This is a genomic window from Providencia sp. PROV130 (assembly GCF_028482225.1).
In the GTDB taxonomy this organism is placed as follows: domain Bacteria; phylum Pseudomonadota; class Gammaproteobacteria; order Enterobacterales; family Enterobacteriaceae; genus Providencia; species Providencia rettgeri.
The window spans coordinates 67,087-92,576 of the sequence record NZ_JAMPQC010000029.1 but is presented as its reverse complement, the minus strand read 5'-3'; the positions used below and the strand labels follow the sequence as shown (position 1 = coordinate 92,576).

21 protein-coding genes are annotated in these 25,490 nt (G+C 42.9%); 9 read left to right on the top strand and 12 right to left on the bottom strand.

Annotated elements, in window-relative coordinates:
* Nucleotides 1–68: 68 nt before the first annotated feature.
* The 6 genes from odhB to sdhC all read right to left on the bottom strand — a co-directional run bounded on the left by odhB (nucleotide 69) and on the right by sdhC (nucleotide 7,851).
* Entirely contained in the window at nucleotides 69–1,280 is a 1,212-nt protein-coding gene (gene odhB / locus PSF28_RS19275) for a 2-oxoglutarate dehydrogenase complex dihydrolipoyllysine-residue succinyltransferase (protein WP_004909074.1), read from the bottom strand.
* Nucleotides 1,281–1,294: 14 nt separating this feature from the next.
* Nucleotides 1,295–4,108 (bottom strand): 2-oxoglutarate dehydrogenase E1 component, encoded by a 2,814-nt coding sequence (gene sucA / locus PSF28_RS19270; protein ID WP_272685495.1) that lies wholly within the window; start codon nucleotides 4,106–4,108, stop codon nucleotides 1,295–1,297.
* 496 nt (nucleotides 4,109–4,604) lie between these two features.
* On the bottom strand, nucleotides 4,605–5,321 hold the full coding sequence (locus tag PSF28_RS19265) for a succinate dehydrogenase iron-sulfur subunit (protein WP_004256824.1): 717 nt from the start codon (nucleotides 5,319–5,321) through the stop codon (nucleotides 4,605–4,607).
* A 35-nt stretch (nucleotides 5,322–5,356) separates the two neighbouring features.
* Nucleotides 5,357–7,123, bottom strand: coding sequence for a succinate dehydrogenase flavoprotein subunit (sdhA, locus tag PSF28_RS19260; RefSeq protein ID WP_210837829.1), 1,767 nt, complete (start codon nucleotides 7,121–7,123; stop codon nucleotides 5,357–5,359).
* A complete protein-coding gene (gene sdhD, locus PSF28_RS19255) occupies nucleotides 7,124–7,468 on the bottom strand; it encodes a succinate dehydrogenase membrane anchor subunit (RefSeq protein WP_004909064.1) in 345 nt (114 codons plus the stop codon).
* Nucleotides 7,462–7,851: a succinate dehydrogenase cytochrome b556 subunit gene (sdhC, locus tag PSF28_RS19250; protein WP_004909059.1), complete on the bottom strand. Its 390-nt coding sequence runs from the start codon at nucleotides 7,849–7,851 to the stop codon at nucleotides 7,462–7,464. Before sdhC ends, sdhD begins: the two co-directional genes overlap by 7 nt.
* A gap of 670 nt (nucleotides 7,852–8,521) precedes the next feature.
* On the opposite strand from sdhC, the gene PSF28_RS19245 reads away from it, so the two are divergent.
* Nucleotides 8,522–9,808 carry a citrate synthase gene (locus tag PSF28_RS19245; protein WP_004909058.1) on the top strand — a complete coding sequence of 429 codons (1,287 nt, stop codon included), beginning with the start codon at nucleotides 8,522–8,524 and terminating at the stop codon, nucleotides 9,806–9,808.
* Between the two features lie 76 nt (nucleotides 9,809–9,884).
* On the opposite strand, the gene PSF28_RS19240 is transcribed toward PSF28_RS19245, so the two are convergent.
* Entirely contained in the window at nucleotides 9,885–10,643 is a 759-nt protein-coding gene (locus PSF28_RS19240; protein WP_272685494.1) for an AraC family transcriptional regulator, read from the bottom strand.
* A gap of 132 nt (nucleotides 10,644–10,775) precedes the next feature.
* On the opposite strand from PSF28_RS19240, the gene PSF28_RS19235 reads away from it, so the two are divergent.
* Nucleotides 10,776–11,903: a multidrug effflux MFS transporter gene (locus PSF28_RS19235; RefSeq protein WP_272685493.1), complete on the top strand. Its 1,128-nt coding sequence runs from the start codon at nucleotides 10,776–10,778 to the stop codon at nucleotides 11,901–11,903.
* Nucleotides 11,904–12,188: 285 nt separating this feature from the next.
* On the opposite strand, the gene PSF28_RS19230 is transcribed toward PSF28_RS19235, so the two are convergent.
* Nucleotides 12,189–12,932, bottom strand: coding sequence for a type 2 GTP cyclohydrolase I (locus tag PSF28_RS19230; protein ID WP_210837835.1), 744 nt, complete (start codon nucleotides 12,930–12,932; stop codon nucleotides 12,189–12,191).
* A 199-nt stretch (nucleotides 12,933–13,131) separates the two neighbouring features.
* On the bottom strand, nucleotides 13,132–13,338 hold the full coding sequence (locus PSF28_RS19225; protein WP_210837838.1) for a YbfA family protein: 207 nt from the start codon (nucleotides 13,336–13,338) through the stop codon (nucleotides 13,132–13,134).
* A gap of 452 nt (nucleotides 13,339–13,790) precedes the next feature.
* Between PSF28_RS19225 and kdpF the strand changes: the two genes are divergently transcribed.
* From kdpF to PSF28_RS19195, 7 genes are all read left to right on the top strand, one after another.
* Nucleotides 13,791–13,880: a K(+)-transporting ATPase subunit F gene (gene kdpF / locus PSF28_RS23665; RefSeq protein ID WP_071524535.1), complete on the top strand. Its 90-nt coding sequence runs from the start codon at nucleotides 13,791–13,793 to the stop codon at nucleotides 13,878–13,880.
* Between the two features lies 1 nt (nucleotide 13,881).
* Nucleotides 13,882–15,585 (top strand): potassium-transporting ATPase subunit KdpA, encoded by a 1,704-nt coding sequence (kdpA, locus tag PSF28_RS19220; RefSeq protein WP_272685492.1) that lies wholly within the window; start codon nucleotides 13,882–13,884, stop codon nucleotides 15,583–15,585.
* Between the two features lie 13 nt (nucleotides 15,586–15,598).
* Nucleotides 15,599–17,662 (top strand): potassium-transporting ATPase subunit KdpB, encoded by a 2,064-nt coding sequence (gene kdpB / locus PSF28_RS19215; RefSeq protein WP_272685491.1) that lies wholly within the window; start codon nucleotides 15,599–15,601, stop codon nucleotides 17,660–17,662.
* A 10-nt stretch (nucleotides 17,663–17,672) separates the two neighbouring features.
* Nucleotides 17,673–18,266 (top strand): potassium-transporting ATPase subunit KdpC, encoded by a 594-nt coding sequence (kdpC, locus tag PSF28_RS19210; protein ID WP_210839359.1) that lies wholly within the window; start codon nucleotides 17,673–17,675, stop codon nucleotides 18,264–18,266.
* 8 nt (nucleotides 18,267–18,274) lie between these two features.
* Nucleotides 18,275–20,962, top strand: a complete 2,688-nt coding sequence (kdpD, locus tag PSF28_RS19205; RefSeq protein ID WP_210839357.1) for a two-component system sensor histidine kinase KdpD — start codon at nucleotides 18,275–18,277, stop codon at nucleotides 20,960–20,962.
* A gap of 16 nt (nucleotides 20,963–20,978) precedes the next feature.
* Nucleotides 20,979–21,665, top strand: a complete 687-nt coding sequence (gene kdpE / locus PSF28_RS19200; protein ID WP_004909034.1) for a two-component system response regulator KdpE — start codon at nucleotides 20,979–20,981, stop codon at nucleotides 21,663–21,665.
* 96 nt (nucleotides 21,666–21,761) lie between these two features.
* Nucleotides 21,762–22,157 carry a DUF5329 family protein gene (locus PSF28_RS19195; protein WP_272685490.1) on the top strand — a complete coding sequence of 132 codons (396 nt, stop codon included), beginning with the start codon at nucleotides 21,762–21,764 and terminating at the stop codon, nucleotides 22,155–22,157.
* A gap of 236 nt (nucleotides 22,158–22,393) precedes the next feature.
* On the opposite strand, the gene glnS is transcribed toward PSF28_RS19195, so the two are convergent.
* The 3 genes from glnS to PSF28_RS19180 all read right to left on the bottom strand — a co-directional run bounded on the left by glnS (nucleotide 22,394) and on the right by PSF28_RS19180 (nucleotide 25,479).
* On the bottom strand, nucleotides 22,394–24,061 hold the full coding sequence (glnS, locus tag PSF28_RS19190; protein WP_272685489.1) for a glutamine--tRNA ligase: 1,668 nt from the start codon (nucleotides 24,059–24,061) through the stop codon (nucleotides 22,394–22,396).
* 169 nt (nucleotides 24,062–24,230) lie between these two features.
* Nucleotides 24,231–25,046, bottom strand: a complete 816-nt coding sequence (locus PSF28_RS19185; protein WP_272685488.1) for a sulfite exporter TauE/SafE family protein — start codon at nucleotides 25,044–25,046, stop codon at nucleotides 24,231–24,233.
* Between the two features lie 175 nt (nucleotides 25,047–25,221).
* A complete protein-coding gene (locus PSF28_RS19180; protein WP_115167737.1) occupies nucleotides 25,222–25,479 on the bottom strand; it encodes a colicin E3-like toxin immunity protein in 258 nt (85 codons plus the stop codon).
* Nucleotides 25,480–25,490: the final 11 nt, after the last annotated feature.

Genomic DNA, 25,490 nt, shown 5'->3' with positions numbered 1-25,490 from the left:
AGCAACCCGCGAACGGGCTGCATCGGTTACTTCAGACCGGACAAGTTGTACCCTGCCCTGTTATGTTGCTATACGTCCAGCAGTAAACGAGTTGGATCTTCCAGCATATCTTTGATAGCGACTAAGAAGCCAACTGACTCACTACCATCGATTAAACGGTGGTCGTAAGACAGTGCTAAATACATCATAGGAAGAATCTCTACCTTACCATTTACAGCCATAGGGCGGTCTTTAATCGCATGCATGCCTAAAATCGCGCTCTGTGGTGGGTTAATGATAGGTGTAGACATCAGAGAACCGAATACGCCACCATTAGTGATAGTGAAGTTACCGCCACTTAAGTCTTCAACAGTTAATTTACCATCACGACCTTTGACAGCCAGTTCTTTAATTTTCTTCTCGATATCAGCCATGCTCATTGCATCGACATCACGTAGAACAGGTGTTACCAGACCACGTGGTGTTGAAACTGCAATACTAATATCGAAATAGTTATGGTAAACCACATCATCGCCATCGATAGAAGCATTCACTTCTGGGTAGCGTTTCAGTGCTTCAACAGCAGCTTTCACATAGAAAGACATAAAGCCTAAACGAACACCATGACGTTTTTCGAATACTTCGCCATATTGTTTACGTAAGTCTTTGATTGGTTGCATATTGACTTCGTTAAACGTCGTCAACATTGCAGTAGTGTTTTTCGCTTCTAACAGACGCTCTGCGATACGTTTACGTAAACGCGTCATTGGAACACGTTTTTCGCTACGATGCGCTAAAGGCGCTTGTGGCGCTTCTGGTGCTTTCGCCGCAGGTGCCGCAGATTTATTTGCCGCTAAATGTTTTTCAACATCTTCGCGAGTTAAACGTCCACCAACGCCAGTCCCTTTGATATCCGCAGGGTTTAAATCGTGCTCTGCAATTAAACGGCGAATAGCTGGGGTCAGCGCATCGTTGCTTTCTGTTTCTAGACTTGCAGTTTGACGTTGTGCAGGTGTTGATTCTTGTGCTTCTTTCACTTCAGCAGGGATACCAGTGCTGTCGCCTAAACGAATGCGCCCCAGTAATTGCTTAGATAATACCGTTGCACCTTCATCTTCAACGATAGCTTCTAATACACCCGCTTCGCTTGCAGGAACTTCTAATACGACTTTATCTGTTTCGATCTCAACCAGTACTTCATCACGCTGAACACTGTCACCTGGTTTTTTATGCCATGTGGCAACCGTAGCATCTGCAACGGACTCAGGAAGATCGGGAACAAGAATTTCTACGCTACTCATTTTCTATCCTTTAATTATTCAATGTTCAAAGCGTCATTAACCAGGGCTTTTTGTTGTTCCTGGTGTACGGACGTATAGCCAACTGCTGGAGATGAAGAAGCAGCTCGACCTGCATAACGTAAAGTTGCCCCTGCTGGGATAGCTTCACGGAAGTTATGTTGACTGCAATACCAAGCACCTTGGTTTAATGGCTCTTCTTGACACCATACAAAGTCTTTTACATCAGTAAATTGCGCCAACGCTTTTTGAATGTCTTCGTGTGGGAACGGATATAGCTGTTCGATACGCACGATAGCAACGTCAGTTTGTTCATTTTTACGACGTTGTTCTAACAGATCGTAATAGACTTTCCCTGAACACATAACGACGCGTTTCACATTTTTCGGATTGATTTCATCGATTTCACCGATAACTGGCTCAAATGTACCATTTGCCAATTCTTCCATGCTAGAGACCGCTAATGGGTGACGTAGCAGAGATTTTGGTGACATCACAATCAGAGGACGACGCATGCCACGTAAGGCTTGGCGACGTAACATGTGGTAAACCTGAGCAGGTGTTGACGGAACACACACTTGCATGTTTTGGTCAGCACACAGTTGCAAGTAACGCTCTAAACGTGCAGATGAGTGCTCTGGACCCTGACCTTCATAACCATGAGGCAGTAACATGACCAGACCGCACATACGACCCCATTTTTGCTCACCAGAGCTAATGAATTGGTCGATAACCACTTGAGCACAGTTAGCGAAGTCACCAAATTGCGCTTCCCAGATAGTCAATGCACGAGGTTCTGTGGTTGCATAACCATATTCAAATGCTAATACGGCATTTTCAGTCAGAACAGAGTCCCAAACATTAAACACGCCTTGGCCGTTATGAATATTTTGCAGTGGAACATAAACTGAACCATTCGTTTGGTTGTGGACCACTGCATGACGGTGGAAGAATGTACCACGGCCCGCATCTTCACCCGATAAACGAACAGGAATACCTTCATCAACCAATGTTGCGTACGCTAAAGTTTCAGCTGCACCCCAGTCGAGAAGTTTTTCACCTTTCGCCATTTCGGCACGGTCTGCATAAATTTTCTCAACACGAGATTGCGCAACCACGCCCTCTGGAATAGTACTAACTTTAGTTGCCAGTTCAGTTAAGCGTTTAATATCAACGGTTGATTTATATGATGCATCCCATTCATGGTTTAAATATGGAGCCCATGTGTATGAGTTCAGCCCCATTTCACGGTACTCTTCAACCACACAGTTACCTGCATCTAGCGCATCGCGATACAGATTGACCATTTCAGTGACATCATTGGCACTTAACACATTTTCTGCAATTAAACGGTCTGCATAAATTTTACGTGGTGTTGGGTGCTGCTTGATTTTTTGATACATCACTGGCTGAGTTGCACTTGGCTCATCCGCTTCGTTATGACCATGACGGCGATAACATACTAAATCAATCATCACATCGCGTTTGAACGTGTTACGGAAATCCAGTGCCAAACGTGTCACAAAAGAAACCGCTTCAGGGTCATCGGCATTCACGTGGAAAATTGGCGCCTGTACCATTTTAACGATGTCAGTACAGTATTCGGTTGAACGTGTATCTTTCGGGTTTGAAGTGGTAAAACCAATTTGGTTATTAATCACGATACGCATTGTACCGCCAACTTCGTAACCACGAGCTTGAGACATGTTCAGTGTTTCTTGTACAACACCTTGACCTGTGACTGCGGAGTCACCGTGGATGGTGATTGGCAGAACCATGTTGCTGCGGCCTTCATCCAGACGATCACGACGCGCGCGCACTGAACCAATAACCACAGGGCTAACAATCTCAAGGTGAGATGGGTTAAATGCTAATGCTAAGTGAACACGAGAACCTGCGGTTTCAAAGTCAGAAGAGAAACCTTGGTGATATTTAACGTCACCCGCACTAGAGTGGTCTTTATGTTTACCCGCGAATTCATCAAATAATTCGCCCGGTTTTTTACCTAAGATATTAACTAAAACGTTTAAACGCCCACGGTGAGCCATACCCAAAACAACTTCACGGGTATCTTGCTTGCCTGCGTGGTGGATTAAATCTTTCAGCATTGGGATCAGTGAATCACCACCTTCCAATGAGAAACGTTTAGCGCCTGGGAATTTAGCCCCAATGTAACGCTCAAGCCCTTCAGCCGCGGTTAATTCAGCTAAGAAGCGTTTTTTCTCTTCTACAGAGAAAACCTTAGAAACGTCAACAGACTCAAGACGTTGTTGGATCCAACGTTTTTCTTCTGTATTCGTGATATGCATATATTCAGCACCGATAGAACCGCAATAAATACGTTTCAAGTGCTCATATAGCTCACTAAGCTTCATGGTTTCTTTGCCAATAGCAAATGAACCCACGTTGAAGGTTTCGTTGAAGTCTTCTTTCGTCAGGTTGTGGAATGCTGGGTCTAAATCTGGAACAGATTCACGTTTCCAAAGACCTAACGGGTCAAGATTCGCATTTTGGTGCCCGCGGAAGCGGAACGCATTGATTAATTGCAAAACTTTAACTTGTTTTGCGTCGATAGCTGGATCGCTAACAGAGGTGTGATAACGTGTAGAGTCTTTTGCTAAGCGACGGAAGTAATCGCGCGCTTGGGAGTGGAATTGTTCACCGCTAGTGCCTAATGCTGCACCAGGGAGTTGCTCAAAAATTGCTTTCCACTCGGCATCGACAGAGTTAGGGTCAGTCAGATAATCTTCATAGAGCTGTTCTATATAAGTCTGGTTCGCGCCTGCCAGAAAGCTTGAATCCAGCCAGTCCTTCATTACGCCGTTCTGCATTGTGATCCCTTAAGCTATTAAAGCTTTAGTTTTCGCCGTGGTTAACTAATCGCCGCATTTAAGCGACCTCGATAAAGGTTCTCTTGGACGTGCTTTATGCATGTTCTCTCTTTGGGAGGCCCTTTATCAGTAAGGGTTTCCCTTTTAAGGAACCTTTAAAAACTGGCTGCGGTTTTTAAAGGCCCCTATGCTTGGGCTGTCGTCTTCATCTTTTGCAGTTGGCTATTTTTTCTACTTTTTACTGTTACTTTCTTTGCTTTCACTTTTTTACGCTTTTGTAATGACAACGTTTTAATAAATACTACTTTTTATGGGTGACAATGTTACTTTCTGATGCTCATTGTTGGTATTTCGTTTTCGCGCTTTTGTGAGCTTCCGCGCATTAAAATCATGTCATTGTTTTTACTTTACGCGTTTCTTTTAACTTATGTTTTTATTTTGTGCTATTTCCATTTTAACCCACAGCACCTGAGCACTGCGGGTTAAATATTCATCATTAAGCGCTATGTTTTAGTAACATAGATTTAATATGACCGATAGCTTTCGTTGGATTTAGTCCTTTAGGGCATACATTGACACAATTCATGATGCTATGACAGCGGAAGACACTAAAAGCGTCGTTCAGATCATCTAATCGTGAATCGGTTTCAGTATCACGGCTATCAATTAAGAAGCGATACGCTGCCAACAAGCCTGCAGGCCCGATAAACTTGTCCGGATTCCACCAGAAAGATGGGCAAGAAGTCGAACAACAAGCACACAAAATACACTCATATAAACCATCGAGTTTTTCACGTTGTGCAGGAGTTTGTAAATTCTCACGCGCCGGTGGATTCTTGTTATCATTAATGAGATATGGACGAATTTTTTCGTATTGGGTATAGAATTGTGTCATGTCGATAATCAGGTCACGCACAACAGGCAGACCCGGCAATGGACGAATGACAATTTTCTTCCCACCACGGATTAAAGCAGATAATGGCGTAATACATGCCAACCCGTTTTTACCGTTCATGTTCAGACCATCAGAACCGCACACCCCTTCACGACAAGAACGACGGAAGGATAATGTTGGATCTTGCTCTTTGATTTGGATTAACGCATCCAGCAACATCATGTCACGCCCTTCAGGAACTTCTAGCGTGTAATCTTGCATACGAGGTGCGTTGTCCACATCAGGATTGTAGCGATAAATCGAAAATTGTAATTTCATAGTTTATTTCTCCGCAACTGGATTAACACCACGCATTAGTAGGTACGAATTTTCGGTGGGAAGGCTTCACGCAGTTTTGGCTGCATGTTGACTTCACGACGCGTCATCGTTTCAGATTGCGGTAAATATAATGAGTGACATAACCAATTCGCATCATCTCGCTCTGGGTAGTCAAAGCGGCTATGCGCACCACGACTTTCTGTACGGAAGTTTGCAGCTTGTGCAGTTGCATAAGCCGTTTCCATCAGGTTATCCAGTTCTAAACATTCGATACGCTGAGTATTAAACTCAGTCGAGGTATCATCAAGACGCGCATTTTGCAAGCGTTCACGAATCACTTTCAGCTCTTCTAAACCTTTCGCCATCGCATCACCTTCACGGAATACCGAGAAGTTGTGCTGCATACAGGTTTGCAGTGCCTTACGGATTTCAGTTGGGTCTTCGCCAGTACGCGCCCCTTCCCAACGGTTAAAGCGAGTCATCGCTGCATCGATATCAGATTCAGAGGCATCACGCATTGAACCTTGTTCCATGATGGACTCTTTCAAATGCAGACCCGCTGAACGACCAAATACGACTAAGTCGAGGAGTGAGTTACCGCCTAAACGGTTAGCGCCGTGTACAGATACACAGGCAATCTCACCCACAGCAAACAGACCCGGAATAACTTCATCTTCGCCTTTTTCGTTATAACGAATAGCTTGACCAGTGACTTTAGTCGGAATACCGCCCATCATGTAGTGACAAGTAGGAATAACTGGAATTGGCTCTTTGATTGGGTCAACGTGAGCAAAAGTGCGAGATAATTCAAGAATACCTGGTAAACGTGATTCCAGAACTTCTTTTCCTAAGTGATCCAGTTTCAGTTTGGCATGTGGGCCCCATGGACCATCGCAACCACGACCTTCACGAATTTCAATCATGATAGAACGCGCGACAACATCACGACCTGCAAGGTCTTTCGCATTCGGCGCATAACGTTCCATAAAGCGCTCGCCATCTTTATTCAGCAAGTAACCGCCTTCACCACGGCAACCTTCAGTGACGAGAACACCCGCACCTGCGATACCTGTTGGGTGGAATTGCCACATTTCCATATCTTGTAGTGGAACACCTGCACGAGCAGCCATCCCTACACCATCACCCGTATTGATGTGTGCGTTAGTGGTTGATTGGTAAATACGACCCGCACCACCTGTTGCTAAAATAGTGGCTTTCGCTTTGAAATAAACCAGTTCACCTGTTTCCATACAAATCGCAGTACAACCTACAACATCGCCATCTTGGTTTTTAACTAAATCAAGGGCATACCATTCAGAAAAAATGGTTGTGTGGTTTTTTAAGTTCTGCTGATACAACGTATGCAACAGTGCGTGGCCAGTACGGTCAGCCGCAGCAGCAGTACGTGCAGCTTGCTCACCACCGAAGTTTTTAGACTGGCCACCAAATGGACGTTGATAAATACTTCCGTCATCAAGGCGAGAGAATGGCAACCCCATATGCTCTAATTCGAGGATAGCTTCTGGCCCTGTTTTACACATATATTCAATAGCATCTTGGTCACCGATGTAGTCGGAACCTTTCACGGTATCGTACATGTGCCATTCCCAGTTATCAGGGTGAGTATTACCTAAAGCAACAGTAATACCGCCTTGTGCTGATACAGTATGAGAACGGGTTGGGAAGACTTTTGACAGAAGCGCGCAAGATAGGCCCATCTGTGAAATTTGTAATGCGGCACGCATACCTGCGCCACCCGCACCGATAACGATAGCGTCAAACTCTCTGATTGGCAGATTCATTTATGCACCCCACACAACAATTGTTCCGTAAATTAAATAAGCCAACAGACCTACAACGATAGCCAGCTGCAATACTAAACGAATTGCTAAAGGTTTAACGTAGTCAGTCAGCACTTGCCACATGCCAATCCACGCATGGACAAGAATCGAGAACAAGGTGAGGATTGTGAATACTTTCGTCACAGAAGAGGCGAAAAAGCCACGCCAGACTTCATAGGTAATGTCGTTAATAGCAACAAAACCAACAATGTAGAGTACGTAGAGTGCGATAACAATCGCAGAACCACGGATTAATAGCCAGTCCTGGATACCAGTACGGCCTAAAGCTGAAGCATTACTTACCATACTAAAATCCCCGCCAGAATTGCTAAAATCACGGTAATGACAAATGTAATTTTTGCAGATGAGTTACCAGCAGCAAGCGTTTCATCAACACAACCGAAATCCATTAGCATATGACGAATACCACCACAGATGTGGTAAGCCAAAGCAGTCAAGATGCCCCAAAGAATGAACTTAGCAAAAAAGCCAGTCATTATTTCAGACGCGTATTGAAAACCTTCTGGAGAGGAGAGAGATGTCCCTAACAACCAAAGCAGAATACCAACTGCGATGAGAGTAATGACGCCAGAGACACGGTGCAAGATCGAAGATATTGCAGTGATCGGGAAGTGAATCGTCTGCAAATCAAGGTTGACAGGTCTTTGTTTTTTCACAATTTTGCCCACACAGCTCTTTATTATTTTCCATCCTCCGGACCTGGGGTGGAAATCAGACAGCGACAGGGGTACAAAATGCAACTTAACACAAACTCTAATCCATCATGTTTAAATAAAGTTGCATACTGATCACGCTGGGAACTCCTACTACAGGGTAATCCGGAGACCTGCCGCTAGTATAAAGTCTTCACAATGCCATTACAATTCCCACACAAAATGTTTGGAGACATTTAGCCCGAACAGTGAGAAGGATCACGATTTAAACATTTTGTATAAATGTGCTTATCTTATTTGACAATGATTCAACATTTATCTTACATATAGGTCTGGCAGAATTATCTTAACGGTGCTGTTTACCCTTCATCGGAAAAGAAAAAACGTGAATGTTGCAATGTTAAATACTCTTCAATTTGAACTATGATGGGTATTAATAACAAAAGTTATGAAAGTTGTTCCTCTTACCACAAATAATGATATTGTAGGGAAAACAACAAAAAGAACATAACATCTACACACTCATAAACAACCTAATTACATTGTCGTCGGTCTCAGATTTCAGGTTTTATGTGATAGCGAGCTGATTTCCAAAGCATACCGGTAGAACAATGCACGAAGACACAGTATAACGCTGAGCTTCTGGGTTGTTGGGTGTCGATTATCAAGCGCTAAGGAGACCGTAATGGCTGATAACAAAGCTAAGCTAACGACTGGTAGTAAGGGTGATATTGACCTAGATATTTTAAGCCCAACGATTGGTCAAGACGTTATCGATGTCCGAACTTTAGGTTCTAAAGGGTTCTTTACCTACGACCCTGGTTTTACTTCTACTGCATCCTGTGAATCAAAAATCACCTATATCGATGGTGATCAAGGCATTCTGTTGCACCGTGGTTTCCCTATCGATCAACTCGCCACCGAAGCCTCTTATCTCGAAGTTTGTTATATCCTGCTATACGGTGAAGCACCGACTCAAGAACAATATGACGTATTTAAAAATACGGTGACTCGCCATACCATGATCCATGAGCAAATTACACGCATGCTTAATGGTTTCCGCCGTGACTCACACCCAATGGCCGTTTTATGTGGTGTTACGGGGGCATTAGCCGCGTTCTATCACGATGCGCTGGATGTTAACAACCCACGTCACCGTGAAATTACGGCTTATCGCCTGCTGTCAAAAATGCCAACAGTTGCAGCGATGTGTTACAAATATTCAATTGGCCAACCTTTTGTTTATCCACGTAATGACCTGTCATACGCGGGTAATTTCTTGCACATGATGTTCTCTACACCTTGTGAAGAATACACGGTTAATCCTGTTTTAGAGCGCGCAATGGATCGTATTTTGATTCTGCACGCTGACCACGAGCAAAACGCCTCAACATCTACAGTTCGTACTGCGGGTTCATCTGGTGCAAACCCATTTGCTTGTATCGCAGCGGGTATTGCTTCACTGTGGGGGCCTGCTCATGGTGGTGCTAACGAAGCTTGCTTGCGTATGTTGGAAGAAATCCAAACCGTTGAGCACATCCCTGCGTTTATTGAGCGTGCTAAAGACAAAAATGACTCTTTCCGCTTAATGGGCTTCGGTCACCGTGTTTATAAAAACCATGACCCACGTGCAACAGTAATGCGTGAAACTTGCCATGAAGTTCTAAACGAACTTGGCCTGAATGACAGTTTGCTGGAAGTCGCAATGGAGCTGGAACGTATCGCATTGAACGACCCGTACTTCATTGAGAAAAAACTGTACCCGAACGTTGACTTCTATTCAGGTATCATCTTGAAAGCAATGGGTATTCCTTCTTCAATGTTTACTGTTATTTTTGCCATTGCACGTACTATCGGTTGGATTGCTCACTGGAATGAAATGCACGATGACGGCCTGAAAATTGCCCGTCCTCGTCAGCTGTACACGGGTTATGACAAACGTGAATTCAACTCAGAATTAGCAAAAAAATAATATTTAGTTAAATCTAAAACCCTACAAGTCTTAAAGCCTCGAAAAATCGAGGCTTTTTTCGTTCTTTCACGCCGTATTACTGTTGGTATTCCCTCGGTGTGACCCCGCTCATTTTACGGAAAAAACTAATAAATGCGCTATCGCTGGTTAGGCCAAGTTCTTGAGTTATATAGTGATAGGGCTTTTCTTGTGCGAGTAATTCAATCGCTTTAATAAAACGCCATTGTTGGCGCCATGCTTGATAATTCATTCCTGTTTCTTTAAAAAAAATCCGGGTAATCGTCTTCTCACTCGCACCAACCGTTTGTGCTAATTGGTTTAAATTTGGAGGTAATTGTTCGATATCAACCCCTTTAAAACGCCTATCTTGCGGTAATGGTAGCAGTGTTGGCTCTAAAGTTGCACTTTGTAACTCATCGATAAATACGGGCAATAAATTAGCCAAATGCCCTTGTTGCCAATCACTATCAAATGGTGCAATCGCAATGCGTTCAAGCACTTCTCTCAATAACGATGAAATACTTAATATCACCACCTCATTCCCTATTCTGTCAGCGTATTCTTGCGCTAAATAAACCGAACGGTAGCCCACTGATGCTCGCATTTGAGCTCGATGAAGAACAAATGGTGGGATCCAAGCCACTCTCCCCGGAGGAAGTAAAGACAGACGATTTTTCAGTGAAATTCGTATACATCCTTGTTGTGTAAACAAAAGCTGTCCCATTTCATGTTTATGAAAGCCAGAGTCATGCTGCCCCATTTTTGCTGCAATTCCCAATACTGGCGCAGGATACCAGTGAGTTTGAAATTCATCTGTTTGATTTAGCCAAGCCATAATGTCTCTTTTTTGATATTTATAGTCTTTATTATTGTAATAAGACAATAAAAATAACACTAAACTGCCTGCCATTGAATCGTTGTATCTAATTAGCCCCTTTATTATTAGTAGATTGGCAGGAAAATAAGTATGAAACACCCTCTTTCATTATGGCTTGCTGTTGCCTTGATGATGTTTCCACAAATTGTGGAAACCATATACAGCCCCGCACTCACTGATATCGCCAGTGCCTTCTCAGTAAATGCGGAGAAAGCTTCACAAACGCTGTCGCTTTATTTCTTTGCTTTTGCATTAGGCGTGGTGCTTTGGGGGCGCATGTGTGACACCTTAGGGCGTCGCCCGACGATTCTGGCGGGTTTATTGATATATGGCATTGCGTCTATTGGCGCGTTATTTGTCACACATTTTTATTTATTATTACTAATGAGAATATTGTCAGCCTTTGGCGCTGCCGTAGGTTCAATTGGTACACAAACCGCCATGCGCGATAGCTACCAAGGCCATGAATTAGCCAAAGTTTTTTCTATTATGGGCGTTGCTTTGGCTGTCAGCCCCGCTTTAGGGATGTTATTTGGTGCTGGACTCGTTAATTTTGGTGGTTATCAAACCGTTTTTATCGGCTTAGCGATTTTAGCTGTGGTGCTTTTTCTCTGGTCAATCTGTCGTTTACCCGAGACCAAGCCTAAAACCGTGACTCATATCTCATTTATTAAGACATTTTTACGGATGATCGCAGATAAAGAAATTGTTAGAAATGTGATCTTGATAGCATTTTTCAACATTAATTTATTTAGCTATTATCAGCTGGCACCATTCAGTTTTGAACAATTAATGCTCACTCAACAACAGTTTGGATTAACTGGGATTTTATTAGCACTTGGAGTCGGTTTAGGTTCGATATCAAATCGCTATTTATTGGCTAAAAAACACACATCTGAACAACTTGTTAAGCTTGCCAGCCTCATTTCATTGGTGAGTGGTTGTTTAGTTTTTGTGCTAATGGATTCAATTTGGTTTGTTTTACCCGTTATTGGCATTGTTATTGGTTATGGAATTGCGATCCCGAACATACTTGCCCATGCATTAAACCGTTATGGTGAGCAAAAAGGCACCGCCGGCGCCATTTTAGGGTTATTTTACTACATCGGGCTCGCCATTGGTTTGATGGTTGCAGGTTGGAGCCAGCACTTAGGTTTAGTGTTAACTATTTCAAGTGCAGTATTGGTTTTCGCATCGTTAAAATACCGAACCAAATAGCTATTTTTATTTTTATTTTCAATAGATTATCAATATTCTAATTATTTCGAATCACCGCTAGGCGGCAAAAGAGTGAAGCCCTAGGAGCATATATAAGTATGTGACTAGGGTTCGTGAATGCAGCCAACAACGCTTTGATGTAAAAGGCGGCAAAAATTTAATTCTCTAAATAGTTCGAGTTGTGGCTAGGCGGCGAATAAGGGTATCTTGGGGAGCATACAAAAGTATGTGACCCAAGTAGCCGAGTGAAGCCAACACAGCCACAGTTCGAAATATGACGAGAATTTAGGCAGGGTTATCGATATCGATAAACTCCGCATCTAACCCATGTTCATCTACAAGCCACTTAGTCAGCGCTTTAATCCCATAACGTTCCGTTGCATGATGCCCTGCACTGTAGAAATGGATCCCCATTTCCCTTGCTATATGAATGGTTTGTTCCGAAACTTCCCCCGTTACAAAGGCATCTACACCAAATTCAGCCGCTTGTAGGATAAAGCCTTGCCCTCCCCCTGTACACCATGCGATTTGACGAATTTCTTCTTTTGCATTATCACCACAATGTAGGACTTTACGACCAAGGCGAGTTTCTAAACGAGACGTTAACTCTGAAGGAGTAATCGGTTGATCAAAAAAACCAAATGGCATTAATGGGTCGATTTGGCCATTTACCTGCACCCCCATAATATAAGCAAGTTGTGTATTATTGCCTAATTGATGGTGTGCATCTAATGGGAGATGATAACCATACAAGTTGATATCATTCGCTAATAATGTTTTTAAGCGATTTTTCTTCATCCCTTTGATAATGGCGGGCTCATTTTTCCAAAAATAGCCATGATGAACAATAATGGCATCGGCTTTCTTTTCAACGGCAACATCCAATAATGCTTGGCAAGCTGTCACACCAGTGATGATTTTATGTACATGTGGTCGCCCTTCAACTTGCAATCCATTCGGTGCAAAATCTTGGAACTCACTAACTTTCAATTCGTCATTAATGATTTCTTCTAATCTTAAGTTATGCATTATGTTGTCCTTTTTACTGCACAGCTAAACGGTTTATCCACCAGTTTGAACGTAATTGACTGATAATCAATAAGCATAAACGGAAACATGATTTTTTTCTGTGTTATTTGAAGTATATAGAATAAAAATAGGCGGGATTAAAAACAAAACCCCCACAATTCAATATTGCAGGGGTTACTACTCACCATTAAGCACTAAATTAGCGATGGCTTTCTAAGGTTGTTTCTGAACGTTCTAGCCAAACAGGTTTATCACTGGTTTTTGCCCAAACCTTATGTAAATGACTATAAAACCTTGCTCTTTTTGGATAAAAAACCATAACCGGAAACGCAATAATGCCAGCTGTTACAGCAGCAGTGCGGCGTGCAAGTACCTGATTACGGGAATATTCGCGATATGTGGACATCGGTATCCTCCTTCAGTTGCCACTTTATTTGTCGATTCCAGCCTTGCTCTATCATTCCCCATTAACACACATTTCCCATTAACACAGTAGTAAAGAGCGACTAAAACCGGACAGATAATATGAAATATATTGACTGTAGATAGGATATCGCAAATTGTGTAATAAAACTACTCATCTGACCACTTAATATGTAAATTTTTCTAAAAAATCTGCTTATTTCGTATTTTTATTACATTCCTTAACCAATTAACGTTTTATTCATACATTTTAATTACAATTAAATAACAAATGAATTAATAAAATCCCACGCCACTTTTTCTATTAAGCACTCTCTTTTTGCTAAGTAAACAGCCATTTTTATACTTTTTTTACACCCTACCCGTGCTTTTTATCAGCTTCTTTACAACGAACTCTTTAGCCTTATCACATGGAAATAATAAGGAGAAAATACTGTGTCATTACTTTCCATTATTGGGGCAGTTCTCGTTGTTTTGCTGCTGACGTATCTGATTTATGCCCTGCTTAACGCGGAGGATTTCTGATATGACTACCACCACATTGCTATTTTTAGGTAGTTTTTTACTGATCTTATTCATCTTAGCAAAGCCTTTAGGCAATGGTATTGCCCAGTTAATCGACAATGATATACCTCGTCGGTTAGCAAGCAGTGAGTCCCTACTTTGGCGTTTAACCGGAGTCAAACAGCCAGGAAGAGACATGGCTGAGATGAATTGGCGGCAATATGCCTTAGCGATTGTATTATTTAATCTTTTAGGTTTTATTTTATTATTCGTTATTTTAGTCTGCCAAGGCCGTTTACCCCTTAACCCTCAACACTTTGAAGGGATGAGCTGGGATTTAGCCTTTAATACCGCCATTAGTTTTATTTCCAATACCAACTGGCAAGCTTATAGTGGCGAAAATACATTAAGTTATTTGAGCCAAATGGCCGGGTTGACGGTACAAAACTTCCTTTCTGCTACCACCGGTATTGCGGTTGTTTTCGCATTGATCCGCGCTTTTTCACGCCATGGCAGTAAAACTGTCGGTAATGCGTGGTTAGATATATACCGCATCACCGTGTATTTACTCTTCCCTTTAGCCCTAGTTTTCGCTCTCTTTTTTGTTAGCCAAGGGGTTATTCAAAATTTCTCCGGCTATTTAATTATTCACCCTTTAGATAGCAGTGAGCAATTATTACCTATGGGGCCAGTAGCTTCCCAAGAAGCGATAAAATTACTCGGCACCAATGGGGGCGGCTTCTTTGGTGCTAACTCATCACATCCTTTTGAAAACCCAACCGCACTGAGTAATTTTGTGCAAATGTTTGCTATTTTCCTGATCCCTACCGCACTTTGCTTTGCTTTTGGCCGTGTGGTTGGTAACAACAAACAAGGCCATACCTTGCTCTGGGTTATGGGGATCATTTTTGTGGTTACTGCCATTGTCGTAGTTAAAGCAGAGTATGTGGGGAACCCATTTTTAGCAGACTTACACGCGACAAGTACCGCCAATATGGAAGGAAAAGAGAGCCGCTTTGGGATTGTCGGTTCCGCTTTATTTGCGGTTGTGACAACTGCAGCATCTTGTGGGGCTGTCAACGCCATGCATGACTCCTTTACCGCGATGGGCGGAATGGTACCGATGTGGTTAATGCAAATAGGAGAAGTGGTTTTTGGTGGTGTCGGTTCCGGTTTATACGGCATGTTGCTGTTTGTGTTACTCGCCGTTTTCCTTGCTGGCTTGATGATTGGCCGTACACCTGAATACCTCGGTAAAAAAATCGAAGTTCGGGAAATGAAAATGGTGGCACTGGCGATTTTAGTCACCCCAACCTTAGTGCTACTTGGTACCACTATTTCATTAATGACCGAAGCGGGCCGTGCAGGAATTTTAAACCCCGGAGCGCATGGGTTTAGTGAAGTGTTATACGCCTTTTCTTCTGCGGCTAATAATAACGGTAGCGCTTTTGCTGGGCTCAGCGCTAACACTCCGTTTTACAATGTGCTACTTGCCATTGCGATGTTTATAGGCCGCTTTGGTGTCATTCTTCCTGTCTTGGCTATCGCAGGTTCCATGGCCAATAAGAAACCCCAAGCGCAAAGCCATGCCACATTACCGACAACTGGCCCATTATTTATTGGCTTACTGGTTTTCACCGTACTTCTCATTGGCGCACTGACCTTTGTACCCGCTCTTGCATTAGGCCCTATCGCTGAGCAATTACACATTGGTTTTGCCGGATAATGAGGAAAGAAAAATGAAAAATAAACAAACTAAATTATTCAATAATCAATTAATTAAACAATCCATTATTGAATCTATCAAAAAATGTACACCACAAGCGCAATGGCGTAATCCAGTCATGTTTGTGGTCTATATTGGCAGTATGATCACCACGTTACTCTGGCTAGCTATGGTAATGGATTACACACAAGGCAGTGCTTGGTTCAGTGGAATGATCACCCTTTGGCTGTGGTTCACAGTGATTTTTGCCAACTTTGCAGAAGCGCTTGCCGAAGGGCGAAGCAAAGCCCAAGCACAGAGCTTAAAAGGTGTTAAACAACAAAGTAGCGCCACACGGTTAGCTTCGGCCTCATTGGAGGCGAACCAAGATATCGTGAGTTCAGATCAGTTACGCAAAGGCGATATTGTGTTGATCCGTGCCGGAGAAACCATTCCTTGTGATGGCGAAGTCATCGAAGGTGGTGCTTCCGTGGATGAAAGTGCCATCACGGGGGAATCCGCTCCCGTGATCCGCGAATCTGGTGGTGATTTCTCTTCAGTGACAGGCGGAACTCGCGTACTTTCCGATTGGCTGATAGTCGAGTGTACCGTCAATCCCGGTGAAACCTTCTTAGATAGAATGATTTCCATGGTTGAAGGCGCACAACGCCGTAAAACGCCAAATGAAATTGCCTTAACTATTTTGTTAACCGCGCTGACTATTATCTTTGTTTTAGTTTGTGCCACCTTATACCCATTCACCGTTTTTGCCGCAGAGCATGCAGGTGCAGGCAGTGCCGTTTCTATTTTAGTGTTGATAGCGTTATTAGTCTGCTTGATTCCAACAACCATTGGTGGATTGCTGTCATCCATCGGTGTGGCAGGAATGAGTCGCATGCTAGGTGCGAATGTGATTGCCACCAGCGGCCGTGCCGTGGAAGCAGCAGGAGATGTTGACGTCCTATTACTCGATAAAACGGGGACCATTACACTGGGAAACCGCCAAGCCTCTGAATTTTTACCACTAACGGATATTACAGAGCAGCAACTGGCGGATGCCGCACAATTATCATCTTTAGCGGATGAAACGCCAGAAGGCCGCAGTATTGTGGTACTGGCAAAACAAAAATTCAATTTACGTGAAAGAGACATTCATGCCCTGAATGCAACTTTTGTTCCTTTCTCCGCAATGACACGTATGAGTGGTGTCAATATTGGCGAACGAATGATCCGCAAGGGCTCTGCGGATGCCATCCGCCGTTATATCGAAGCCAACCACAGTAAATTTCCTGTCGAAGCGGATCAACTGGTCGAAAAAGTCGCCCATTTAGGTGGAACGCCACTTGTGGTGGTTGATAATAAAACGGTTTTAGGTGTCGTAGCATTAAAAGATATCGTCAAAGGGGGCATGAAAGAACGCTTCTCTCAAATGCGTAGTATGGGCATCAAAACCGTGATGATCACCGGAGATAACCATTTAACAGCAGCCGCAATTGCAGCCGAAGCAGGCGTCGATGATTTTCTTGCTGAGGCGACACCTGAAGCCAAACTGGCACTGATCCGCCAATATCAATCCGAGGGTCGCTTGGTTGCCATGACGGGTGACGGCACCAACGATGCGCCAGCACTCGCACAAGCGGATGTCGCAGTGGCAATGAACTCTGGCACTCAAGCTGCAAAAGAAGCCGGTAACATGGTGGATTTAGACTCCAACCCAACCAAGTTGATTGAAGTAGTGCATATTGGTAAACAAATGCTGATGACCCGTGGCTCATTAACCACATTCAGTATTGCTAACGATATTGCTAAATATTTTGCCATTATCCCTGCAGCTTTTGCAGTGACTTGGCCACAGTTAAATGCGTTAAATATTATGCAATTACACTCACCTGCATCCGCTATCCTCTCTGCGGTTATCTTTAACGCATTGATCATTATCTTCTTGATCCCACTCGCGATTAAAGGGGTTAATTATCGGCCAATGAGCTCTCAATCATTATTGCAACGTAACTTAGGCATTTATGGTTTAGGTGGGCTGCTCGTGCCATTTATTGGGATCAAACTGATTGATCTATTTATTAGCCTCTTTGGGATATAAGGAATTGATTATGAATATGATCCGTTCGTCGATGATTATGTTATTTATACTCACCATTTTTACAGGTATTGCTTACCCATTAATGGTGACTGGCCTCGCTAATATTTTTTTTCCATGGCAGGCTCACGGTTCTTTACTCATACAAGATGAGCGCATTGTTGGTTCTGCCTTAATCGGGCAAAATGTGGGTAATATTCGCTATTTTCACGGTCGCCCCTCAGCAACTGTCGATATCCCCTACAATACCTTAGCTTCTGGTGGAAGTAATTTGGCTGTCAGTAACCCATTATTACAACAAACGATGGCAGAGCGTAGCGAACAACTGCGCGCAGAGAACCCCGATGCAGGTAATGCCATCCCAGTAGATTTACTCACGTCTTCCGCCAGTGGCTTAGACCCCAATATTTCTATTGATGCAGCGTTATACCAAGCTCCACGTATTGCAAAAAGCAGGCAAATTCCATTAGATACAGTAAAATCATTGATAGAAACGCATACTGAACAGGCATTGTTGCCCTTTTTAGGTGAACCCGTCATTAATGTGCTAAAACTGAACTTAGCACTTGATGAATATCAACAACAAATAAACAGTCAAACTCACTAGGGGCTGTGATGGACAATCAAGAACCTATTCGCCCTAACCCTGATGAACTCTTGGTCAAAGCCAATGAAATTGGGCGTGGCAAATTAAAGATTTTTTTCGGTGCCTGTGCTGGTGTTGGAAAAACGTATGCCATGCTGCAAGAAGCACAGAGACTCAGAGCTCAAGGGCTAGATGTGCTGATTGGCGTAGTAGAAACCCATGAAAGAGAAGAAACGGCCGCGCTACTTGACGGCCTTTCTCTGTTGCCACCTAGGCGCATAACTCATCACGGTCGCCGCCTAAATGGTTTCGATATTGACGCAGCAATTGCTAGGCATCCAGCCATAATTTTAATGGATGAATTAGCATTTAGTAACCCCCATGGCAGCCGCCACCCTAAACGTTGGCAAGATGTCGAAGAACTCCTTGATGCCGGAATTGACGTACTGACAACCATCAACGTTCAACACATTGAAAGCCTGAATGACATCGTGGGAAGTATTACAGGTATTCGCGTACGAGAAACAGTTCCAGATCATATTTTTGATGCAGCTGATGAGGTGGTATTAGTTGATCTTCCTCCTGACGACCTACGACAACGCCTTAAAGAAGGCAAAGTATATATACCGGGGCAAGCCGAACGCGCTATTGAGCATTTTTTCCGCAAAGGAAATTTAATTGCCCTACGTGAGCTGGCTCTTCGGCGTACTGCTGACCGGGTTGATGACCAGATGCGTGAATTTCGTGATGGTAAAGGCCAAGCCCCCGTATGGCACACTCGCGATGGGCTCTTGCTATGCATTGGCCATAATACCGGAAATGAAAAATTAGTCCGTACAGCCGCACGACTTGCTGCAAAATTCGGTAGTGTCTGGCATGCTGTTTATGTTGAAACTCCCTCGCTTCATCAGCTACCTGAACCCCAGCGTAGAGCTATCTTAAAAGCGTTACGTCTTGCTCAAGACTTAGGTGCTGAAACGGCAACTTTATCTGATCCTTCGGAAGAAAAAGCGATATTACGTTATGCCCGAGAACATAATTTAGGGAAGATATTGATTGGTCGGCGTAATAAAGCAAACAAATGGTTTAAGCTCAATTTACGTCCCGGTTTTGCCGATCGTCTTGGTAAGCTCGGCCCTGATCTGGATTTAGTGATTGTCGCGCTTGAAGAGAAAAGCGAGTGGGACAAAGAACCAGAAAGAAAGCCGTTCTCTGAAAAATGGCGATCGGATATGAATGGCTATTTAATGGCTATCGTGATGTGTGCCGCTATCACCTTATTTTCACGCACCTTTTTACTGGCTCTCGATAAAGCCAACCTCGTGACACTCTATCTATTAGGTGTCGTGTTAATCGCATTATTTTATGGCCGACGCCCCTCTGTTTTCGCCGCTCTGGTCAACGTGATCAGTTTTGATCTGTTCTTTGTTCAGCCCCATTTCTCCCTTGCTATCATGGATATGCAATATTTAGTCACGTTTACAGTGATGCTAATTGTGGGGGTTGTTGTGGGGAATTTAACTGCAGGTATGCGCTACCAAGCTCGTATCGCTCGGTATCGAGAGCAGCGAACACGTCACCTATATGAAATGACAAAAGAATTAGGACAAGCTATCACGACAGATGATATCGGGAGAACTGGGTACCATTTCCTGAATAATGCATTTCAAGCCAAAAGCTGCTTGCTACTCCCCGATGAAAACAGCCAGTTATCACCATTAAAATGTGAAGGTCACAGTGAAATGCTGATTGATAAAGCCATTGCTAAATGGTGTTTTGATAAGCGTCAACCCGCCGGTGCTGGCACGGATACACTACCAAGCGTTCCCTATCAATTGCAACCTATCACCACTGCCGATCAAACCCTTGCTGTTCTTGCCATTGAACCAAGAAACATGCGCCAGTTATTGATCCCAGAACAACAACGCATGCTGCAAACCTTTACGGGGCTGATAGCGAGCGCTCTTGCGCGTCTGCAACTGACCAAACAAGCTGAATCAGCCAAATTAGATATTGAACGTGAACAACTAAGAAACTCCTTACTTGCCGCATTGTCTCATGACCTAAAAACACCGCTCACCGTTTTATTCGGCCAAACCGAAATCTTAATGTTGAATTTGTCTGCGGAAAACTCACCATTAACAGAGCAAGTGAACCAAATGCGCCAGCAAGTACTTAGCACTTCGCGCTTGGTGAATAATTTACTGGATATGGCTCGCTTACAATCTGGCAGTATTCAGCCCAATTTAGCCTGGGAATCACTGCAAGAAATTACCAGTAGTGCTGTTAGAACCTTAGATTACACCTTACACAGCCATCCTTTAGAAATTGATATTCCAGCAGACTTATTACTTTATTGTGATGCTAACTTGATTGAACGGGTGTTAATCAACCTATTAGAAAATGCCGTAAAATACAGTCATGACGATACCCCGATTGGTATTCGAGCTACAGTTGAAGGGCAAAAAATTCATATTGAAATATGGGATGCCAGCAATGCGATTCCAAACGGGCAAGAAAAAACCATTTTTGATAAATTTTCTCGAGCACAAAAAGAGTCCGCAATTCCAGGTGTTGGCTTAGGGCTCGCCATTTGTCGTGCTATTATTCAGTTACATGAAGGCGAAATTTGGGCGCAGAACAATAATAAAGGTGGAGCGAGTTTCCATTTTGTCTTACCTTTAAAGCAACACCCTGATATCGAAGTAGAAACATAAAAGGATTAGCAATATTGTGAGTACTAGCCATCAAATTCTGGTTGTTGAAGATGAAAAAGAAATCCGCCGCTTTGTTCGCTTAGCGCTGGAAGGCGAAGGCTGGAAGGTATTTGAGGCGGAAAATTACCAACGCGGCCTCATTGAATCCGGTACGCGACAACCTGATTTGTTAATTTTAGACCTTGGCTTACCCGATGGTGATGGGCTTGATTTAATTCGTGATCTACGTCAGTGGAGTAGTATTCCGATTATTGTTTTATCCGCTCGTGAAGAAGAATCACAAAAAGTGGCAGCATTGGATGCAGGTGCTGATGATTACCTCACAAAACCCTTCGGAATTAGTGAGTTACTGGCTCGAGTTAGAGTGGCTTTACGGCGCTTCGGCAAAGCCACTCAAGAAAACTCAAAATGCCAGTTTGGGGATATTACCATCGACTTTATTAATCGTGTCGTGACCAAACAAAATGAAGAACTTCATCTAACCCCGATTGAATTTCGTTTACTCAGTGAACTCGTGGCTAACAGCGGTAAAGTATTAACTCAGAGGCACTTATTACTGCAAGTCTGGGGGCCTAATTATGTGGAACATAATCATTACTTACGCATCTACATGGGCCATCTACGGCAAAAATTAGAAAATGACCCAGCACGCCCTATTCACTTATTAACCGAAACAGGAATTGGTTATCGGTTTATGCCTTAACAGATGACCATTTATTGAATTCTAGGAATCTTACCGATAGTTTAAATTAAAAGACTGCTTATAATTTACTCACCTTTTTTCTATGGAGAGAAATTCGTGCAATCACTCACAGCCCAACTATCAAACCGTTTTTCATCTGCTTTAGTCCTTTTTTTAAGCGTTTTTGTGACTACTCAAGCCCTTGCGCTAAGCCCTGAAGAAAAAATGCGTACTGAATCATTATTAGCAGAGCTTGGTAAACAACAAAATCTTACTTTTACACGTAATGGCACTGAATATTCTGCCGCTGACGCAGAATCTCATTTGCGATTAAAACTGCGTAAAACAGAAAAACGCCTCAAAACTGTAGAACAATTTATTGATAACGTAGCTTCAAAATCGTCCATTACTGGCGAAGAGTATCAAGTTAAAGATGCGCAAGGTAATGTGACTTCCGCGAATGAATATCTGCATGAATTATTAAAAGAAAAAGTGGATAACAAATCCGAATAGGTTCTGTTGATTTTGTAGGCTACTATAAAAAAACGCTGACATAATAAATGTCAGCGTTTTTTGTTCTAATACTCGATCAGGCCCCCTAAATAATTCATTTATCAGGGGTAATCCTCTAAATCATTCGTGTTGTAGGAAGGCAGCAAGACCGCTAGACCCTAGGAGCATACATAAGTATGTGACTAGGGCTAGTGGGTGAAGCTAACACACCTACAGCGCGAAGGATAACGAGGATTTTAGTTAAACTCGAGTTTCGCCCAAGTATCACGCAACCCCACCGTCCGATTAAAGACTAAATGTTCTGCACTACTTAACTTGTTATCCGCACAGAAATAGCCTTCGCGTTCAAACTGATACGCTTTTTCTGCCACGGCATTTTTCAGGCTCGGCTCAACAAAACCTTGACGAATAACCAGTGAATCTGGATTGATAACCGATAAGAAATCGTCTTCTGCACCTGGGTTTGGCACAGTGAATAAACGGTCATACAGACGAATTTCTGCAGGTAATGCGTGAGCGACACTTACCCAATGAATAACGCCTTTCACTTTACGGCCATCTGCTGGGTCTTTATTTAATGTGCCTGCATCATAAGTGCAGTAGATGGTTGTGATGTTACCCTCTGCGTCTTTTTCAACACGCTCTGCTTTAATGATGTAAGCATTACGCAAACGCACTTCTTTGCCTAACACTAAACGTTTATATTGGCGATTCGCTTCTTCGCGGAAGTCAGCACGGTCAATATAAATTTCATTGCTAAATGGCACTTGGCGCGTTCCCATCTCCGGTTTATTTGGATGGTTTGGCGCTGTTAAAATCTCTTCACCCGCTGGCATATTTTCAATGACAACACGAACTGGGTCGATAACCGCCATAGCACGTGGTGCCGACTCATTCAGATCATCACGAATACAGGACTCTAAAGAGGCCATTTCAACATTGTTGTCTTGTTTTGTCACACCAATACGTTGGCAAAATTCACGAATAGAGGCTGCGGTATAACCACGACGACGTAAACCTGAAATGGTTAACATACGTGGATCATCCCAACCATTGACGTGTTTTTCGGTGACTAATTGGTTCAGTTTACGCTTAGACATCACCGTGTATTCCAAATTCAGACGAGAGAACTCGTACTGACGTGGATGGCAATCAATGGTGATATTATCTAATACCCAATCATATAAACGACGGTTGTCTTGGAATTCTAAGGTACATAAAGAGTGTGTAATACCTTCTAATGCATCAGAAATACAATGCGTGAAGTCATACATTGGGTAAATGCACCATTTATTGCCGGATTGGTGATGTTCCGCAAATTTAATGCGATATAAAACCGGATCGCGCATCACCATAAATGGGGATGCCATATCGATTTTCGCACGTAAACACGCTTTTCCTTCTTCGAAGCCACCCGCTCGCATTTTTTCGAATAATGCTAAGTTATCTTCAATAAGGCGCTCACGGTATGGGCTATTTTTACCCGGCTCTTTCAATGTTCCACGATATTCGCGAATTTCGTCTGGACTGAGCTCGTCAACATAAGCTAAGCCTTTTTTGATCAGCTCAATAGCATATTGATACAAGGTATCAAAGTAGTCAGAGGAATAACGAACATTGCCGCTCCACTCAAAACCAAGCCATTTAACATCTTCTTGAATCGAGTTAACGTATTCGACATCTTCTTTTACCGGGTTTGTATCATCAAAACGCAAATTACATTGGCCTTGATAATCCTTGGCAATGCCAAAATTCAAGCAGATTGATTTCGCATGACCAATATGTAAATAGCCATTCGGTTCAGGTGGAAAACGCGTATGCACTGACGTGTGTTTCCCGGTCGCCAGATCTTCATCTATGATCTGACGGATAAAATTTGTTGGGCGAGCATCTGCCTCATTCATTGTCATCATTCCTCAATGCCAAAAGCGCGCTAAAAGCGTGTAGTAACTAAATATATTCTACCATAATCAATCAGGAAACAACCGTTTGATTGCGCCAAGTGCGGCAAAAGCGATGATCAGAAGGAATTTAGGGCAAAAACCTCATTTTTGCCCACCGAAATACGCGATTTTAAACCAGCAACATAACAGCTAAAACCACGAGTAACAGTAGTGGATAACTTTGGGCATGACGTTTATCGCTAAGGTAAGGCATTAATAAAGAAGCAAAACGGATCCCTAGCCACGATGTCACAATTAAAATTAATGCCCCTTTGATATAGATCATCCCCAGAAAGCCCGATCCGAGGTCAATGTGTTTATCAATAGCGAAATAAAAATAGGTTAATGTACCCGTGATCGCCATTGGTAATGTCAATGGGTTCGCAAAGGCAGCGGCTTGGATCATACTGGCACCACGGCGTCGCATTAGTGGAACCGTCATCACACTGCCGCCAACCCCTAAAAATGCAGCTACCGCGCCAATCACCACACCAATCGGAGTATCTGCAAAAATACCACCACGAGAGAGTTGTATCCCCGTAGATTCTATCTTCATAAAACCGGGGCGAATAAAGCAATCTAAAATAGTGATGATGAGATAACCAATAAATATCCAACGAATTAATGCACTATCTACTGATAACGCCACAATCGCCCCAAATATCCCCCCCAATGAAATGGGGATAATAAATGGCTTTATAATTGGCCAGCTGAGATTTCCTTTTAAATAATGAGCTCGACTTGATAATGTTGATGAAAAAATCATCACACATGTGGATGTTGCCACCGCAATTTGCATCGCCACGGCTCCGGCATCGCTTTGAGGCCCCCATACTAAGGTAATCAATGCGTATAACAGTGGAACGGTGATAAAGCCGCCACCAAAACCAAATAGTGCGGTGGTGATCCCCGAAATAAAGCCAAATAAGCACAGAAGCAGTTCCACAGAAAATTCCTCATCAGTCATTGAGAAAATATCTTATCGATGAAAAAAGCCCCTTGCTTATGCAGATTTGACAACCTTGTTTGAGATTTCGCCAATATTATTAACACAACTTGATGAATACAAATAAAGGGAGCTCAACTCCCTTTATTTAACATCATTCAAACATGAATAATAATTACCATTCGTCCCGATAATCAAATGATACTTGATACACAAATTTATCTAAATCAATTTGATGAATGACATGACTTTGAATTTCAATTACCCATTCTTTTTGCAAATCAAATACTCCGTTGTTAATAATATTTTCATCTTTAGGATCAATTGTTTTATCTATCAGAAAATCATCATCTCCAAAATCTTCTGAATATTCTTCACCCATAAATTCACCAGTTTGCTTATCAAACCATTGAGTATGTAGTTTTAATCCCATTGTTTATTCCT